This is a genomic window from Mycobacterium sp. GA-1199 (assembly GCF_001500045.1).
In the GTDB taxonomy this organism is placed as follows: domain Bacteria; phylum Actinomycetota; class Actinomycetes; order Mycobacteriales; family Mycobacteriaceae; genus Mycobacterium.
The window spans coordinates 61,945-78,683 of record NZ_LQIX01000010.1; the positions used below are offsets into that span (position 1 = coordinate 61,945).

Sequence of the window (16,739 nt, forward strand, 5' to 3'; positions counted from 1 at the left end):
CGGAACTTCGGCGTCGGCCGCTACCGTTATGCGGTTATGAGCATCCCGCCATATCAGCCGCCGTCATCTCCGCCGTCCGCGCCGACGGGCACGTTGACCTGCCCGAAGTGTGCGGGCTCGATGCGGACCTACGAACGCAACGGCATCCACCTGGAGCAGTGCGACACCTGCCGGGGCATCTTCCTGGACTTCGGCGAGCTCGAGTCGCTGACGCAGATGGAGAACCGGTTCGTGCAGGCAGCGCCGCCCCCGCCGCCGGCCCAGCCGGGATACGGATACGGCCCGGGTTGGGGGCATCGCGGCAACAAGTACTACCGCAAGCAGGGGTTCGGCCGGCTGTTCTTCTCCAGCTAAGGGGTACTAGAGCATCCGCGCGCAGGCAGCCATCAGCAGTTCGTCGTCGCGATGGTGCGCGGCGGCCTGCACGACGGCCGCGCGCGCGAACGCGTCGAGCACCGGCCAGGGGTCTCCGTCGGGCAGCGCGGGACCGCCGGCGGCGCGGTAGGCGTCGACGAAGTTGGTCCAGTCGGCATCCGGGATCAGCCCTGCCGCCCAGAATCCGGCCGGTCGAGCCAGATCCCATGCCGGATCGCCGACGCCCAGGTCGTCGACGTCGAGAAGAATCCACCGTGAGTCGTGACGGCCGAGCTGACCCAAATGGAAGTCGCCGTGCACGAGTGTGGTTGGACGGTCGGCAGAACCCGCGCGCCAGACCGCGTCGGGAAGGCCGGCCGCGGCACGGCGCAGTGTCGGCTCGCCGCCGCGAATCGCGCCGACCGCCCGGCGCAGGCGGTGAGGCCAGCCGTGTGCAGGCGTCCGGGGCGGTGGTGGTTCCCGGTGCAGCCGGGCCAGCAGTTGTCCGGCTTGCGCCCACGGCACCGATTCCGGTTGTGGTGCAGGAATTTCCACGCGTGGCCACCGGCTGCGCCACCGCGCTCCGACCCGCTCGGGAACCGCCGACAGCGGTGACAGCAGGCAGTCCGACCGGGCGGCGATGCCCAGCCGGACCGTCAACGCCCGAGGGTCGGTACCCGGCCGGTGCAGCTTGTGGACGACGTCGCCGTCGACGGTGATCTCCGCACCGGACCGGGTCTGCACACCTGAAACCTAGCGAGGTGGCGGCGGCAGTCGCAGACGCATTCACGTGCGCGCCGGGTGTCGATGGGTTCGCGCCCACGTAAGCTGCCCGGGTGGCCGAGCCCCCGATGCAGCCCACCCTGAGCCTGGGCACCCAGATCTGGCGGTTCATCGTCACCGGCGGTTTCTCGGCGATCGTCGACTTCGGTCTGTACGTCGCCATGCTCGCCGCCGGTCTGCACGTCAACGTGGCCAAGACGCTGAGCTTCATCGCGGGCACCACAACGGCGTATCTGATCAACCGCCGGTGGACCTTTCAGGCGCCGCCGAGCACCGCGCGGTTCATCGCGGTGTGTGTGCTCTACGCGGTGACCTACGCCGCGCAGGTCGGCATCAACTATGTGCTGTACATGGCGTGGGACGACAAACCGTGGCGGGTGCCGGTCGCGTTCGTCATCGCCCAGGGCACGGCGACGGTGATCAATTTCGTCGTCCAACGTGCGGTCATCTTCCGGCTGCGCTGACGCGGCGTGTGGCGAGCGTGGACTTGTGTCACGCCGCCGGCCACAATTGCGTGACACAACCCCACACTGGGCGCGACCGTGGGACCTGAGTTCGGCTGGGCGGGGCGCCGGTGAGCGCACGGTACCCTCGTCACGATGTCCGAGAACCTGCCGACGACCTCGCGTGCCCTGACCGGCTTCGGCCGCACGGCACCGTCGGTCGCGCAGGTGCTGACCACGCCGGACGTCGACGTGATCGCCCGTGCGGTCCGTGAGACCGCCGACCGCGGCGCCTCCAGCCCGTCTTTCCTGCACCGCGGCGTCCTCGCCCGCGGGCTGGGCCGCTCCTACGGCGATCAGGCGTGCAACGGCGGTGGCCTGGTCGTGGACATGACCGCGCTGCACAGAATCCACTCGATCAGCGCCGACACGGCGGTGGCCGACGTCGACGCGGGCGTCAGTCTCGACCAGCTGATGAAGGCCGCGTTGCCGTTCGGGCTGTGGGTGCCCGTGCTGCCGGGCACCCGGCAGGTCACCGTCGGCGGGGCGATCGCCTCCGACATCCACGGCAAGAACCACCACAGCGCGGGCAGCTTCGGCAATCACGTGCTGTCGATGGACCTGCTGATGGCCGACGGCGAGGTCCACACCCTCACACCCGACGGGCCGGACGCCGAGCTGTTCTGGGCGACGGTCGGCGGTAACGGCCTCACCGGGATCGTGGTGCGCGCCCGAATCGCGATGACGCGCACCGAAACCGCGTACTTCATCGCCGACGGCGTGTCCACCGCCGACCTGGATGAGACCGTCGCCGTGCACCTCGACGGCAGCGAGGACCGCTACACCTACTCCAGCGCGTGGTTCGACCTGATCAGCCCGCCGCCGAAACTCGGAAGGGCCGCGATCAGCCGCGGCAGCCTCGCGACGCTGGATCAGTTGCCGCCAAAGCTGGCCAGGAACCCGCTGAAATTCGATGCGCCTCAGCTACTTTCGGTGCCCGACATCTTCCCCGTCAGCGCCATGAACAAACTCTCGTTCATGGCGATCGGCGAGGTGTACTACCGCCTCGGCGGAACCTACACCGGCAAGATCATGAACCTGTCGCAGTTCTACCACATGCTCGACCTGGTCAGCGGGTGGAACAACGCTTACGGCCCAGCGGGTTTCGCGCAGCACCAGTTCCTTGTGCCGCCCGATGCTCTCGAGGAGTTCAAGGCCATCATCCGCTGGATCCAGACCCGCGGGCATTACTCGGCGCTGAACGTGTTCAAACTGTTCGGGCCCGGTAACCGCGCGCCACTGAGCTTCCCGATGGCGGGCTGGAACGTGGCGATGGATTTCCCGAACAAGCCCGGCATCAACGAATTCCTCAACGAGCTCGACGAACGCGTCATGGAATTCGGCGGCCGGGTCTACACCGCGAAGGACTCCCGGGTCAGCGCCGAGCGGTTCCACAAGATGTATCCGCGGATCGACGAGTGGATCGCCGTGCGCCGCAAGGCCGACCCGAACGGCGTCTTCGCATCCGACATGGCACGACGCTTGGAGCTGCTGTAGATGGTTCTTGATGCCGTAGGTAACCCCCAGACCATCCTGCTGCTCGGCGGGACATCGGAGATCGGCCTGGCGATCTGCGAGCGCTACCTGCGCAACGCGCACGCCCGCATCATCCTGGCCGACTTGCCGAACCACCCCCGCAAGGACGAAGCCATCGCCGCAATGACCGCCGCGGGGGCCAAGTCCGTTGAATGGATCGACTTCGACGGCGCCGACACCGCCGGTCACCGCGCCGTGATCGACAACGCCTGGAGCGACGGTGACGTAGACGTCGCGATCGTGGCCTTCGGGCTGCTCGGCAACGCCGAGGAGCTGTGGCAGGACCAGTCCAAGGCCGTGCAGGTGGCCCAGATCAACTACACCGCAGCGGTTTCGGTCGGCGTACTGATCGGCGAGAAGATGCGGGCCCAGGGCTTCGGGCAGATCATCGCGATGAGCTCGGCGGCCGGTGAACGGGTGCGGCGGTCCAACTTCGTGTACGGATCGACCAAGGCCGGCCTCGACGGCTTCTACCTCGGCCTCGGAGAGGCGTTGCGGGAGCACGGAGTTCGGGTGCTGGTGATCCGGCCCGGCCAGGTCCGCACCACGACCACCATCGAGCACTGGAAGGCCACCGGCGCGAAGGAGGCGCCGTTCACCGTCGACAAGGAAGACGTCGCCGAACTGGCCGTCACGGCCGCCGCCAAAGGCAAGGAACTGGTATGGGCGCCGGGAGCGTTCCGGTACGTGATGATGGTGTTGCGCCACATCCCGCGGCCGATCTTCCGCAAGCTACCCATCTGATGCCAGGCGGCGCACGGGCCCTGCCGATCAAGGTCGCCGGCCAGATGGTGGCGGCCGCCGCGGTGGCGATCGTCGTCGCGATCGTTTCACTGGCCGCGATCGCGCGGGTGGAGTGGCCCGCGTACAACTCGTCCAATCAGCTGCACGCGCTGACCACGGTGGGCCAGTTCGCCTGTCTGGCCGGGCTATTGGGCAGCGGATGGATCTGGCGGCGCGGCCGCCGGCTGCTCGCGAAGACCGGGGCGACGCTGTTCCTGTCCGCCTTCTCGGTGGTGACGCTCGCGATGCCCCTCGGCGCGACCCGGCTCTACCTGTACGGCATCTCGGTCGATCAGCAGTTCCGCACCGAGTACCTCACCCGGCTGGCCGAGGACGCAGCGCTGCGGGATATGACCTACATGGGTCTGCCGCCGTTCTACCCGCCGGGTTGGTTCTGGATCGGCGGCCGCCTGGCCGCGCTGACCGGAACCCCCGCGTGGGAGATGTTCAAGCCGTGGGCGATCATGTCGATCACCGCCGCGATCGCGGTGGCGTTCGTGTTGTGGGCGGCCATGATTCGCTTCGAGTACGCGCTCGTCGTCACCACCGCCACCGCCGCGGCCACGCTGGCGTACTCCCCGGCCGAGCCCTACGCGGCGATCATCTGCGTGCTGCTGCCGCCGGTGTTCGTGCTGGCGTGGTCGGGTCTGCGGGGGGCGACGCGTAACGGCGGCTGGCCCGCCGTCGTCGGCACCGGACTCTTCCTCGGCGTCGCCGCGCTGTCGTACACACTGCTGTTCGCCTACGCCGCATTCACGTTGGCGATCATGGGGCTGCTGCTGGCCGTCGCGCGTAAACGCATCGACCCGCTGCTACGGCTGGTGGTCATCGCCGTCATCTCGGGTGCCATCGCGCTGATCGGCTGGGCACCGTGGCTGCTGGCCGCGGCCGACGGCGAACCCGCCGACTCGGGAACCGCGCAGCACTATCTGCCGACCGACGGCGCACAGTTGGAGTTCCCGATGCTGCACTTCACGCTGCTCGGAGCGCTGTGCATGCTCGGCACGCTGTGGCTGGTCTGGCGTGCGCGCTCCTCCACCCGGGCCGGCGCTCTGGCGATCGCCGTGCTCGCCGTCTACGCCTGGTCGCTGCTGTCGATGCTGACCACGCTGGCGGGCACCACATTGTTGTCGTTCCGACTGAACCCGACGCTGACCGTGCTGCTGACGGCGGCGGGCGCCTTCGGTTTCATCGAAGTCACGCGTGCCGTCGCGGCGCGGGTGCGACCCGAGAACGCGCGGCGCGTCGTCGCGGCGGCCACCACGCTGGGCGCGATCGGCGCCGTCACCTACAGCCAGGACATCCCCGACGTGCTGCGGTCCGACATCGTCGTCGCCTATACCGACACCGACGGATACGGTCAGCGCGCCGACCGGCGGCCGCCGGGTGCCGAGCGCTACTACCGCGAGATCGACGACAGGATTACCGAGGTGACCGGTCGACCCCGCGACGAGACCGTCGTGCTGACCGCCGACTACAGCTTCCTGTCCTATTACCCCTACTACGGCTTCCAGGGATTGACCTCGCACTACGCGAATCCGCTCGCGCAGTTCGAGAAGCGTGCCGAAGCGATCGAAAGTTGGGCCACGCTCACCGACGCCGATGAGTTCATCGAGGCGCTCGACGCGTTGCCGTGGGAGCCGCCGACGGTGTTCTTGATGCGCCGCGGCGCTGACGACACCTACACGTTGCGGTTGGCCTCCGACGTCTACCCGAACCAGCCCAACGTGCGCCGCTACCACGTCGCCCTGGACGAGACATTGTTCGACGACCCCCGCTTCGAGGTCTCCAGCATCGGCCCGTTCGTGTTGGCGATCCGCAAGCCCAATTAGGATCGAACGCCGTGGTCGGTGAAGCCGGGGTCGGATCGAACCATCGGACGGTGCGCCTCATTGCCATCGTCGCCGGATTGCTCGGCGCACTCCTGGCGATCGCGACGCCGTTGATGCCGGTCACGCAGACGACCGCCCAACTGAACTGGCCGCAGAACGGCGTCCTGCGCAGCGTTGACGCCCCGCTCATCGGCTACGTCGCGACCGACCTCGAGATCTCGGTGCCGTGTCGCGCGGCGGCCGGGCTGGCCGGGCCCGGCGATCAGGGCCGCACGGTGCTGTTGTCGACCGTGCCCAAACAGGCGCCCAAGGCCATCGACCGCGGCCTTCTCATCGAGCGGGTCAACGACGACCTGCTGGTGATCGTGCGCAACACCCCGGTGGTCAGCGCACCGCTGGATCAGGTGCTCAGCCCGCAATGCCAGCGGCTGACGTTCACCGCACACGCCGACAAGGTGACCGGTGAGTTCGTCGGGCTCGTCCAGGGTCCGGGACGGATTCCGAGCGAGGACCCGGGCGAACCACTGCGCGGTGAGCGCGGCGGCTACGACTTCCGCCCCCAGATCGTCGGCGTCTTCACCGACCTCAGCGGTCCGGCGCCACCGGGACTGGAATTCTCCGCGACGCTCGACACCCGCTACAGCACATCGCCGACGCTGCTCAAGACGCTGGCGATGCTCATCGGGGTGGCGATGACCGTCATCGCCCTGGTCGCACTTCATCTTCTCGACACCGCCGACGGCCGCGGCGTCAGACGGTTCCTGCCCCCGCGGTGGTGGACGCTGCGCCCGCTCGACGGCGTCGTCACCGCGGTCCTGGTGTGGTGGCACTTCGTCGGCGCCAACACCGCCGACGACGGCTACATCCTGACGATGGCGCGGGTCTCCGAGCACGCCGGCTACATGGCCAACTACTACCGGTGGTTCGGCACGCCCGAAGCGCCGTTCGGCTGGTACTACGACCTGCTGGCGTTGTGGGCGCACGTCAGCACGCACAGCGTGTGGATGCGGCTGCCGACGTTGGTGATGGCGCTGGCGTGCTGGTGGGTGATCAGCCGTGAGGTGATCCCGCGCCTGGGCCACGCGGTGAAGTCCACGCCGGCGGCGGCGTGGACGGCGGCGGGTCTGTTCCTGGCGTTCTGGCTGCCGCTGAACAACGGGCTACGGCCCGAACCGATCATCGCGCTGGGCATCCTTCTCACGTGGTGCTCGGTCGAGCGCGGGGTGGCCACCAGCAGGCTGCTGCCCGTGGCGATCGCGATCATCATCGGTGCGCTGACGCTGTTCTCCGGCCCGACGGGCATCGCCGCCGTGGGCGCGCTGCTGGTGGCCGTCGGGCCACTGAAAACCATTGTCGCCGCGCATGTCTCGCGATTCGGCTACTTGGCGCTGCTGGCACCGATCCTGGCCGCGGCCACCGTCACGATCATCCTGATCTTCCGGGACCAGACGCTGGCCTCCGAACTGCAGGCCAGCGCCTTCAAATCCGCGGTCGGGCCGAGCCTGAGCTGGTTCGACGAGCACATCCGCTACGAGCGGTTGTTCACGCTGAGCCCCGACGGTTCGGTGGCGCGCCGGTTCGCCGTGCTCACGCTGCTGCTGGCGCTGGCCGTTGCCGTCGCGATGTCGTTGCGCAAGTTCAAGATTCCCGGCACGGCGTTAGGGCCCAGCCGCCGCATCATCGGCATCACGGTCATCTCGTTTTTGGCGATGATGTTCACCCCGACCAAGTGGACCCATCACTTCGGTGTATTCGCCGGGCTGGCCGGCTCACTGGGCGCGCTGGCCGCAGTCGCCGTCACCGCCACGGCGATGCGCTCGCGCCGCAACCGCTCGGTGTTCGGCGCCGCGGTGCTGTTCGCGATGGCGTTGTCGTTCGCCACCGTCAACGGCTGGTGGTACGTGTCGAACTTCGGTGTGCCGTGGTCGAATGCCATGCCCGAGTGGAAGTTCGGCTTCTCGACGATGCTGCTCGGGCTGGCCGTGCTGGCCCTGCTCGCTGCCGCGTGGTTCCACTTCTCCGGGCGCGACTCGTCGCCGCCCGGCCCGCAACGGCGCTGGCAACGAATGCTGCAGGCGCCGTTGGCCATCGCCACATGGCTGTTGGTGGTTTTCGAGGTGCTCTCGCTGACGTTGGCCATGATCGACCAGTATCCGGCGTGGAGCGTCGGCCGGTCCAACCTCGAAGCCGTGGCCGGCAGGACGTGCGGGATGGCCCAGGATGTGCTGGTCGAGGAGGACCCCAACGTCGGCATGCTGACGCCGATCGACACGCCCGTCGGTGAGGCGCTCGGCGCAGGCACCGCACAAGGGTTCAACCCCAACGGGATTCCCAGCGACGTCTCCGCCGACGAGACCATGAGCGGACAGGGCACCTCCACCAACTTCGCCGACACCGACAGCGACGACGACCAGGCGGGCAACGGCGGGACCGAGGGCGGCACGACCGCCGCCGCCGGTGTCAACGGTTCACGGGCCCGTCTGCCCTACAAACTCGATCCGGCCACCACGCCGGTGATGGGCAGCTGGCGTGCCGGCACCCAGCAGCCCGCGCAGTTGCGCTCGGCCTGGTACCGGCTGCCGGACCGCGACGACGCCGGCCCGCTGCTGGTCATCTCGGCCGCCGGCCGGTTCGACGCGGGTGAGGTCACGGTCCAGTGGGCGACCGACGAGCAGGCGGCCGCCGACGAGCCGGGTGGTGCGATCGGGTTCGCCGACGTCGGCGCCTCCCCCGCGTGGCGGAACCTGCGGGCTCCGCTGTCCGCGATACCGCGCGACGCGACCCAGATTCGGCTGGTGGCCTCCGACGAAGACCTCGACCCGCAGCATTGGATCGCGGTGACGCCGCCGCGGATCCCGGAGCTGCGCACGCTGCAGGACGTCGTCGGATCGTCCGATCCGGTGCTGCTCGACTGGCTGGTCGGGTTGGCGTTCCCCTGCCAGCGGCCGTTCGGCCATCAGAACGGCATCGTCGAGGTGCCCAAGTGGCGGATCCTGCCCGACCGGTTCGGGGCCGAGGCGAACTCGCCGGTGATGGACTACCTCGGTGGCGGGCCGCTCGGCATCACCGAACTGCTGGTGCGCGCCACGACGGTGCCCACGTATCTGCAGGACGACTGGTTCCGCGACTGGGGCTCGCTGCAGCAGCTCACGCCGTGGTACCCGAATGCCGCCGATGCCCGCCTCGACCTCGGCACGGCGACGCGCAGCGGGTTGTGGAGCCCGGCGCCGCTGCGCCTGTCCTGATTTGTTGCTCGATTGCCCTTAGCTGGTTGAGCGCAAGCGCCTGGTGCATGCGATCAACCCGTTAGTGCGACCGCAGGACCGCATGCCGGGCACCCGCGCACGCGACCCGTCCAGCCGCGACGCCTGAGCACGCCGCCGATCAGCTGGGCGGTGCGGCATGTATCGCCGAAGACCAGTCCGTAGGTAAGCCGAATGGTGACCAGATCCGACCGGCTCAACTCCGCGAGATCACGCAGCGCATCGCGGTCGCGGTCGCGCGGCGAATCGTGGAACGCGCGACCGTCGAGCTCGACGACAACACCTTGGCGCCCGTAGCGCACATCCTGGTAGGTGGCCCGGCCGGTCGCGGTGCTGCGCGTCTGCCGCTTTCCTCTGGGCAACCCGTGCGCTCGTTCGACCCGAAGCAGATAGCCGCGCTCCAGCACCGAACACGCGCCGTCGCGAAGGTCGATGAGCATCGCCTCCAAGGTGCGCCGCCCCGGGACACGCCCGCGAGTTTCCAACGTCTGCAGTGTCCGCTGCGGGGTGGTGCGCCACGTTGCACACACTCGCGCCAACTCTGCGAACGCCGCCGCGACGTCCTCCTCTCGGAGTTCGGCGGCGATCACGTCGATCAGCGCGTGCTCCACTCGAATCGCCGGAGGATTGCGAAAGAGGTCGGCGCGGTCCGCGAAATCGGGCGTCCGGTGCAGCACGATGCTTGGCAGGCTCCGCAGATGGCGCGACGAGTCGATCGCGATGTGTACAACAGTCGGCGGCGGATCGGGCAGTGCCGAGGCATGTGACAGCGCCGCCGGCCAGAACGCCAACACCGCGGCCCAGTGCCGCTGGATCTGCGTGAGGCGGCCACTGTGATTGACGTAGACACCGCGCTCGAGCGGTACCAGTTCGCGACGGCGCACCAGTCGGGCGATATCGAAATCGGTGCCACCCGCGGCCAGTACTTGGCGACGCGCGAGCACTCCGTCCTGCGACGCCGTGGTGGCCGCGACGTGCCCGAGATGCCAGCGCGTCACGCGGATAAGCGTGTACCTGTCGCCGCCCGAGGGCCAGGCCGACGCCGCCACAGCTGTGGATAACCACCTACCCGGTGGATCGCACGTACGTGGTACTTGGGATCCACCGGTTAAACCTCACCACGTGCGACCCGGTCGCGATCGGCCGTGCGTCATCAACTCCGGTGAGCGCTTCGCCTACCATCGACGCTCGTGCCTGCCCATCGGATCGCGCGATTGATCGCCGTCGTCGCAGGCATCGCCGGTGTGCTGCTGTGCGGGCTGGTCCCGCTGTTGCCGGTCAAACAGACCACTGCGACCATTCTGTGGCCGCAGGGCACCGGACCCGACGGGTTCGTCAGCGACATCACCGCCCCGCTGGTCTCCGGCGCGCCGCAGGCCCTCGACATCTCGATCCCCTGCCGGGCTGTCGCCACGCTGCCCGACGACGGCGGCCTGGTGCTGTCGACCATTCCGCCGGGCGGCATCGACGCCAGCCGCAACGGGCTGTTCGTGCGCGCGACCTCCGACGTCGTCGTCGTGGCGTTCCGCGATTCCGTCGCCGCCGTCGCACCGCGACCCGCCGTGGAGGGCGGCGCCTGCAGCACACTGCACATCTGGGCCAACCCGGGCGAGGCCGGCGCCGACTTCATCGGGCTGCCCGGAGCCGCAGGGACCCTGCCCGCCGAGGAGAAGCCGCAGGTCGCCGGCGTCTTCACGGATCTGGAGGTCGCGCCACAGGAGGGGCTGTCGGCGCGCGTCGACGTCGACACCCGGTTCATCACCTCGCCCACCGCACTCAAGCTCGCCGTGATGGTGCTGGGGGTCTTGTGCGTGATCGCGTCGATCGTCGCGTTGGCGGTGTTGGACCGCCACAGCGGTCGCCGCGTGGCGGGCGCATGGCGCCGGTTCTGGCGCGTCGGCTTCTGGCACTGGGTGGCCGACCTCGCCGTCGTGGGCACCTTGCTGCTGTGGCACGTCATCGGCGCGCTGTCGTCGGACGACGGCTACAACCTCACCATCGCCCGGGTCTCCGCCGACGCCGGCTACACCGCGAACTACTACCGCTTCTTCGGCGCCACGGAGGCCCCGTTCGACTGGTACCAGTCCCTGCTGGCGGCGTTCGCCTCGGTCAGCACCGCCAGCGTGTGGATGCGGGTGCCCGCGACGCTGGCGGCGATCGGCGCCTGGTTGATCGTCAGCCGCTGCATCCTGCCCCGCCTCGGCCGCCGGCTCGCCGCCAACCGGGTGACGGTGTGGACGGCCGGAGCGGTGTTCCTGGCGGCATGGCTGCCGTTCAACAACGGCCTGCGACCCGAACCGCTCATCGCGTTCGGCACCGTTGCCGTGTGGGTGCTGGTGGAGAACGCCGTCGCCACCCGGCGGACGTGGCCGGCCGCGGTGGCCATCGTCGTCGCGGTGTTCAGCGTGACGCTGGCGCCGCAGGGGCTGATCGCGATCGCGCCGCTGTTGGTCGGGGCCCGCGCGATCGTGCGCACCATTCGCGCGCGCCGTCCGGTCGACGGTGTGCTGGCCCCACTCGCCGCGCTGCTGGGTGCGCTCGCGCTGATCTTCGTGGTGGTGTTCCGCGACCAGACTCTGGCCACGGTGGCCGAGTCGGCCCGCATCAAGTACGTCGTCGGCCCGACCATCGCGTGGTACCAGGAGTTCTTGCGCTACTACTTCCTCACCGTCGAGGACAGCGTCGATTCGTCACTGACCCGACGCTTCGCGGTGCTGGTGCTGTTGCTCTGCCTGTTCGGGATGCTCGCGGTGCTGCTGCGGCGCGGCGGCGTCGTCGGCATGGCGCGCGGACCGGTGTGGCGGCTGATCGGGTCGACCGCGATCGGCCTTCTGCTGCTGACGTTCACGCCCACCAAGTGGGCCGTGCAGTTCGGCGCCTTCGCCGGGCTGGCCGGTGCGCTCGGTGCGGTGACGGCATTCGCGTTCAGCCGCGTCGGGTTGCACAGCCGGCGAAACCTCGCGCTCTACGTCACCGCGCTGCTGTTCGTATTGGCCTGGGCCACATCGGGTATCAACGGCTGGTTCTACATCGGCAACTACGGTGTCCCGTGGTTCGACAAGCAGCCGGTGATCGCCGGTATCCCGGTGACCGGGATCTTTCTCGCCTTGGCGATCGTGACCGGTCTGCTCGCCGGGTGGCTGCACTTCCGCATGGACTACGCAGGACACACGGAGGTCGCCAACACCAAGCGCAACCGCGTGCTCGCCTCGACGCCGCTGCTCGTGGTGGCGACGATCATGGTGGTGCTCGAGGTCGGGTCCATGGCCAAGGGCGCCGTGCAGCGCTACCCCGTCTACACCACCGCCAAGGCCAACTTCTCGGCATTGACGTCCGGGCTCTCGGACACCAGCTGCGCGATGGCCGACGATGTGCTCGTCGAACCGGACACGAATGCCGGGATGCTGCAACCGGTTCCGGGACAACGCTTCGGCGAGTACGGCCCGCTCGGCGGGGAGGACCCGGTCGGCTTCAATCCCAACGGCGTCAGCGACACCCTCGAACCGCCCGAACCGATCACCGCCAACCCCGGCACGGTCAACTCCGACGGATCGCCCAATGAACCGAACATCGGCATCGGCTTCGCCGCGGGCACCGGCGGCGGCTACGGACCCGTCGGCGTGAACGGCTCGAACGTGTTCCTGCCGTTCGGACTCGACCCGGAACGCACGCCGGTGATGGGCAGTTACGACGAAAATACCGTCGCGGCCAAGGTGACGTCGGCGTGGTATCAGCTCCCGCCACGCACCCCGGACCGGCCGCTGGTCACCGTCGCGGCCGCGGGAGCGATCTGGTTCTACGAAGAGGACGGCTCGTTCAACTACGGGCAGTCGCTGAAGCTGCAGTGGGGTGTGCACCGCCCGGACGGCAGCTATGCGCCGCTGACCGAGGTGCAGCCGATCGACATCGGCCCCGGTCCCCAAAAGGCCTGGCGCAACCTGCGTTTCCCGCTCACAACGGCGCCACCGGAGGCCAATGTCGCGCGCATCGTCGCCGATGACCCCAACCTGTCCACCGACCAGTGGTTCGCGTTCACCCCGCCGCGCGTGCCGGTGCTGGTGACGGCCCAGCAGTTCCTCGGCTCGCAGACGCCGGTGCTGATGGACATCGCGACGGCCGCGAACTTCCCCTGCCAGAACCCGTTCTCCGAACGCCTCGGCATCGCCGAACTGCCGGAATACCGCATCCTTCCGAATCTCAAGCAGGTGGTCGTGTCCTCGAACCAGTGGCAGTCGGCCGAGGACGGCGGTCCGTTCCTGTTCATTCAGGCGCTGTTGCGCACCTCGACCGTGCCCACTTACCTGCGCGACGACTGGTACCGCGACTGGGGTTCGATCGAGCGCTACCTGCGGGTGGTGCCCGAATCCGAGGCTCCCGACGCGGTCGTCGAACAAGGAGCGGTGCGCGTATTCGGTTGGAGCCGTAACGGACCCATCAGGGCGCTGCCATGAGCCGGACGCCGAGTTCTGAAGTGCGGATCGCCCGCTGGGTGGCGGCCATCGCGGGGCTGATCGGCTTCGTGCTGTCGGTGGCGACGCCCCTGCTACCGGTGGAACAGACCACGACGACGCTGAACTGGCCGCAGCAGGGGGAGTTGAACAGCGTCACCGCGCCACTCATCACGCAGACGCCGGTGCGGATGACGGTGACGGTGCCGTGCGAGGTGATCCGCACGATGCCGCCGCGCGGCGGAATGGTGCTCGGCACCGCGCCCAAGGACGGTAAGCAGGCCGCGCTGCAGGGCCTGTTCGTGACGGTCAACCCGCAACGCGTCGACATCACCGACCGAAACGTGGTGGTGGCCAGCGTCCCCCGGGCCCGGGTGGTCGGCACCGGAGAGTCCCCGGGGTGCTCACGGATCGAGATCACCTCCTCCGAGGAGGGCACGTTCGCGAGCTTCGTCGGCCTGACGAGGGCCGACGGCTCCCCGCAGTACACCGGTTTCCCGGACCCGAACCTGCGCCCAGCGATCGTCGGGGTGTTCACCGATCTGACCGGCCCCGCCCCGCCGGGGTTGAGCCTGTCGGCGGAGATCGACACCCGGTTCACCACCGAGCCGACGCCGTTGAAGCTGACGGCGATGGTGCTGGCCATCGTGTCGACGGCGATTGCACTGCTGGCGTTGTGGCGCCTGGACCGCATGGATGGCAGGCGGATGCGGCGGTTGATCCCGCAGCGGTGGCGGACGTTCACCCCCACCGATGTGGTGGTGGTCGGCGGCTTCGCCCTCTGGCACGTGATCGGGGCCAACTCCTCTGACGACGGCTATATCCTGGGGATGGCCCGGGTCGCCGGACACGCCGGGTACATGTCGAACTACTTCCGATGGTTCGGCAGCCCCGAGGACCCGTTCGGCTGGTACTACAACCTGCTGGCGATGATGACGAGCGTCAGCGACGCGAGCATCTGGATGCGGCTGCCGGACCTGGTGTGCGGAATCGTGTGCTGGCTGTTGCTTTCTCGCGAGGTGCTGCCGCGACTCGGTCCAGCCGTCGCCGCGAGCAAGCCCGCGCTGTGGGCGGCGGGTCTGGTGCTGCTCGCGGCGTGGATGCCGTTCAACAACGGCCTGCGCCCCGAGGGCCAGATCGCCACCGGCGCGCTGATCACCTATGTGCTGATCGAGCGGGCCATCACCTCCGGACGGCTCACTCCCGCGGCGTTCGCGATCATCACGGCGGCGTTCACGCTCGGTATCCAGCCGACGGGGCTGATCGCGGTCGCTGCGCTGCTGGCAGGCGGCCGACCGCTGTTGCGCATCCTGGTGCGTCGACGGCAGGTGGTGGGCGTCTGGCCGCTGGTGTTGCCGCTGCTGGCGGCGGGCACGGTGATCCTGACGGTGGTCTTCTTCGATCAGACCATCGCAACGGTGTTGGAGGCCACCAGGATTCGCACCGCCATCGGCCCGAACCAGGAGTGGTACACCGAGAACCTGCGCTACTACTACCTGATCCTGCCGACGGTCGACGGTTCGCTGTCGCGTCGCTTCGGGTTCCTGATCACCGCGCTGTCGCTGTTCGCCTCGATGTTCATCCTGTTGCGGCGCGGACGCGTGCCCGGTGTGGCACGGGGCCCCGCGTGGCGGCTGATCGGGATCATCCTGGGCACGGTGTTCTTCCTGATGTTCACCCCGACCAAGTGGGTGCATCACTTCGGTCTGTTCGCCGCCGTCGGCGCCGCGATGGCGGCGCTCGCGACCGTGCTGGTGTCGCCGGCCGTACTGAGGTGGTCACGCAACCGGATGGCGTTCCTGGCCGCCGTGTTGTTCGTGCTCGCACTGTGCTTCGCGACCACCAACGGCTGGTGGTACGTGTCCAGTTACGGCGTGCCCTTCAACAACGACGAACCGGCCATCGGCGGCGTCACCGTCAGCACGATCTTCTTCGCGCTGTTCGCGATCGCGGCGATATGGGCGGCCTGGCTGCACTTCTCGTCGCGGACCCGCGGCGAAGGCCGCATCGCCCGGGCGCTGACCGCGGCGCCGATACCGGTTGTCGCGGGCTTCATGGTGGTGGTGTTCGTCGGTTCGATGCTCGTCGGCGCGGTTCGCCAGTACCCCACCTACTCGAACGCGTGGGCCAACCTGCGCGCCTTCGCCGGTGGCTGCGGCCTGGCCGACGACGTACTCGTCGAACCCGACGCCAACCAAGGCTTTCTGACAGCGCTGCCCGGACAGTACGGGCCGCTGGGTCCGCTGGGCGGAGACCGGCCCGTCGGGTTCACCGCCGATGGTGTGCCGGAAAAGATTGTCGCCGAGGCCATCCGGATGAACCTGCCGATGCCGGGCACCGACTACGACTGGGACCAGCCCACCGAGCTCGAGGAGCCCGGGGTCAACGGATCCACGGTGCCGCTGCCCTATGGGCTCGACCCGAACCGGGTGCCGCTGGCGGGCACCTACGTCGAGGGACCCCAGCAGCAGAGCCGGTTGACGTCGGCCTGGTACGAACTGCCGGCCCCCGACGATGCGCACCCGCTGGTCGTCGTCACCGCCGCCGGAACCATCACCGGCGACAGCGTGTTCAACGGGCGCACCGAGGGCGAGACGGTCGAGTTGGAGTACGCGCGCCGCGCTCCCGACGGCGCCCTGGTACCCGCCGGCCGGATGGTGCCCTACGACCTGGGCCCGATCCCGTCGTGGCGCAACCTGCGCTTCCCCCGCGCCGACATCCCCGCCGACGCGGTCGCAGTTCGCGTTGTCGCCGAGGACCTTTCGCTCACGCCGGGCGACTGGCTGGCGGTGACTCCACCCCGGGTGCCCGAACTGCGGTCGGTACAGGAGTACGTCGGCTCGGAGCAGCCGGTGCTGATGGACTGGGCCGTCGGACTGGCGTTCCCGTGCCAGCAGCCGATGCTGCACGCCAACGGCGTCACCGAGATTCCGAAGTTCCGCATCACTCCGGACTACAACGCCAAGCGCAAGGACACCGACACGTGGCAGGACGGCCTCAACGGCGGTCTGCTGGGGATCACGGATCTGCTGATGCGCGCGCACGTGATGGCGACGTATCTCTCGGAGGACTGGGGCCGGGACTGGGGCTCGCTTCGCCGGTTCGAGATGACCCCCGAGGCGCAAGGAGCGACGCCGGCGACACTGGACTTCGGCACGGCCACCCACAGCGGCCTGTACAGCCCGGGCCACATCCGCATCAAGCCGTAACCCATCGGCCCGGCCGGTCCTCTAGCCT

At 68.9% G+C, this 16,739-nt stretch carries 10 protein-coding genes; 8 read left to right on the top strand and 2 right to left on the bottom strand.

Features of this window, described 5'->3' with window-relative positions; translation table 11 throughout:
• Positions 1 to 36 precede the first annotated feature (36 nt).
• A complete protein-coding gene (locus tag AU198_RS08350; protein ID WP_064347475.1) occupies positions 37 to 354 on the top strand; it encodes a TFIIB-type zinc ribbon-containing protein in 318 nt (105 codons plus the stop codon).
• 6 nt (positions 355 to 360) lie between these two features.
• On the opposite strand, the gene AU198_RS08355 is transcribed toward AU198_RS08350, so the two are convergent.
• On the bottom strand, positions 361 to 1,098 hold the full coding sequence (locus tag AU198_RS08355; protein WP_064347477.1) for a phosphotransferase family protein: 738 nt from the start codon (positions 1,096 to 1,098) through the stop codon (positions 361 to 363).
• A 107-nt stretch (positions 1,099 to 1,205) separates the two neighbouring features.
• On the opposite strand from AU198_RS08355, the gene AU198_RS08360 reads away from it, so the two are divergent.
• From AU198_RS08360 to AU198_RS08380, 5 genes are all read left to right on the top strand, one after another.
• Positions 1,206 to 1,601 (top strand): GtrA family protein, encoded by a 396-nt coding sequence (locus tag AU198_RS08360; protein WP_064347557.1) that lies wholly within the window; start codon positions 1,206 to 1,208, stop codon positions 1,599 to 1,601.
• 135 nt (positions 1,602 to 1,736) lie between these two features.
• Positions 1,737 to 3,137, top strand: a complete 1,401-nt coding sequence (gene dprE1, locus AU198_RS08365) for a decaprenylphosphoryl-beta-D-ribose oxidase (protein WP_064347478.1) — start codon at positions 1,737 to 1,739, stop codon at positions 3,135 to 3,137.
• A complete protein-coding gene (gene dprE2 / locus AU198_RS08370; protein WP_064347480.1) occupies positions 3,138 to 3,920 on the top strand; it encodes a decaprenylphospho-beta-D-erythro-pentofuranosid-2-ulose 2-reductase in 783 nt (260 codons plus the stop codon).
• A complete protein-coding gene (locus AU198_RS08375; protein WP_082690924.1) occupies positions 3,920 to 5,791 on the top strand; it encodes a galactan 5-O-arabinofuranosyltransferase in 1,872 nt (623 codons plus the stop codon). The genes dprE2 and AU198_RS08375 overlap by 1 nt, the downstream gene beginning before the upstream one ends.
• An 11-nt stretch (positions 5,792 to 5,802) precedes the next feature.
• Positions 5,803 to 9,036, top strand: a complete 3,234-nt coding sequence (locus tag AU198_RS08380) for an arabinosyltransferase domain-containing protein (RefSeq protein ID WP_064347482.1) — start codon at positions 5,803 to 5,805, stop codon at positions 9,034 to 9,036.
• A 53-nt stretch (positions 9,037 to 9,089) separates the two neighbouring features.
• Here the strand turns inward: AU198_RS08380 and AU198_RS08385 are convergent, their stop codons facing one another.
• The gene (locus AU198_RS08385; protein ID WP_082690928.1) at positions 9,090 to 10,052 is read right to left on the bottom strand and encodes a hypothetical protein; all 963 of its coding nucleotides are present in this window, start codon (positions 10,050 to 10,052) and stop codon (positions 9,090 to 9,092) included.
• 192 nt (positions 10,053 to 10,244) lie between these two features.
• Here AU198_RS08385 and AU198_RS08390 point away from each other — a divergent pair, with 192 nt between their 5' ends.
• Positions 10,245 to 13,505 (top strand): arabinosyltransferase domain-containing protein, encoded by a 3,261-nt coding sequence (locus AU198_RS08390; protein ID WP_064347484.1) that lies wholly within the window; start codon positions 10,245 to 10,247, stop codon positions 13,503 to 13,505.
• Positions 13,502 to 16,711 carry an arabinosyltransferase domain-containing protein gene (locus AU198_RS08395; protein WP_064347486.1) on the top strand — a complete coding sequence of 1,070 codons (3,210 nt, stop codon included), beginning with the start codon at positions 13,502 to 13,504 and terminating at the stop codon, positions 16,709 to 16,711. Before AU198_RS08390 ends, AU198_RS08395 begins: the two co-directional genes overlap by 4 nt.
• The last annotated feature ends 28 nt before the right edge of the window (positions 16,712 to 16,739 follow it).

Excerpts from the sequence above, each read along its gene's own strand:
- AU198_RS08350 (WP_064347475.1), top strand. The coding sequence starts at position 37 with ATGAGCATCCCGCCATATCAGCCGCCGTCATCTCCGCCGTCCGCGCCG.
- AU198_RS08360 (WP_064347557.1), top strand. The coding sequence starts at position 1,206 with ATGCAGCCCACCCTGAGCCTGGGCACCCAGATCTGGCGGTTCATCGTC.
- dprE1 (WP_064347478.1), top strand. The coding sequence starts at position 1,737 with ATGTCCGAGAACCTGCCGACGACCTCGCGTGCCCTGACCGGCTTCGGC.
- dprE2 (WP_064347480.1), top strand. The coding sequence starts at position 3,138 with ATGGTTCTTGATGCCGTAGGTAACCCCCAGACCATCCTGCTGCTCGGC.
- AU198_RS08375 (WP_082690924.1), top strand. The coding sequence starts at position 3,920 with ATGCCAGGCGGCGCACGGGCCCTGCCGATCAAGGTCGCCGGCCAGATG.
- AU198_RS08395 (WP_064347486.1), top strand. The coding sequence starts at position 13,502 with ATGAGCCGGACGCCGAGTTCTGAAGTGCGGATCGCCCGCTGGGTGGCG.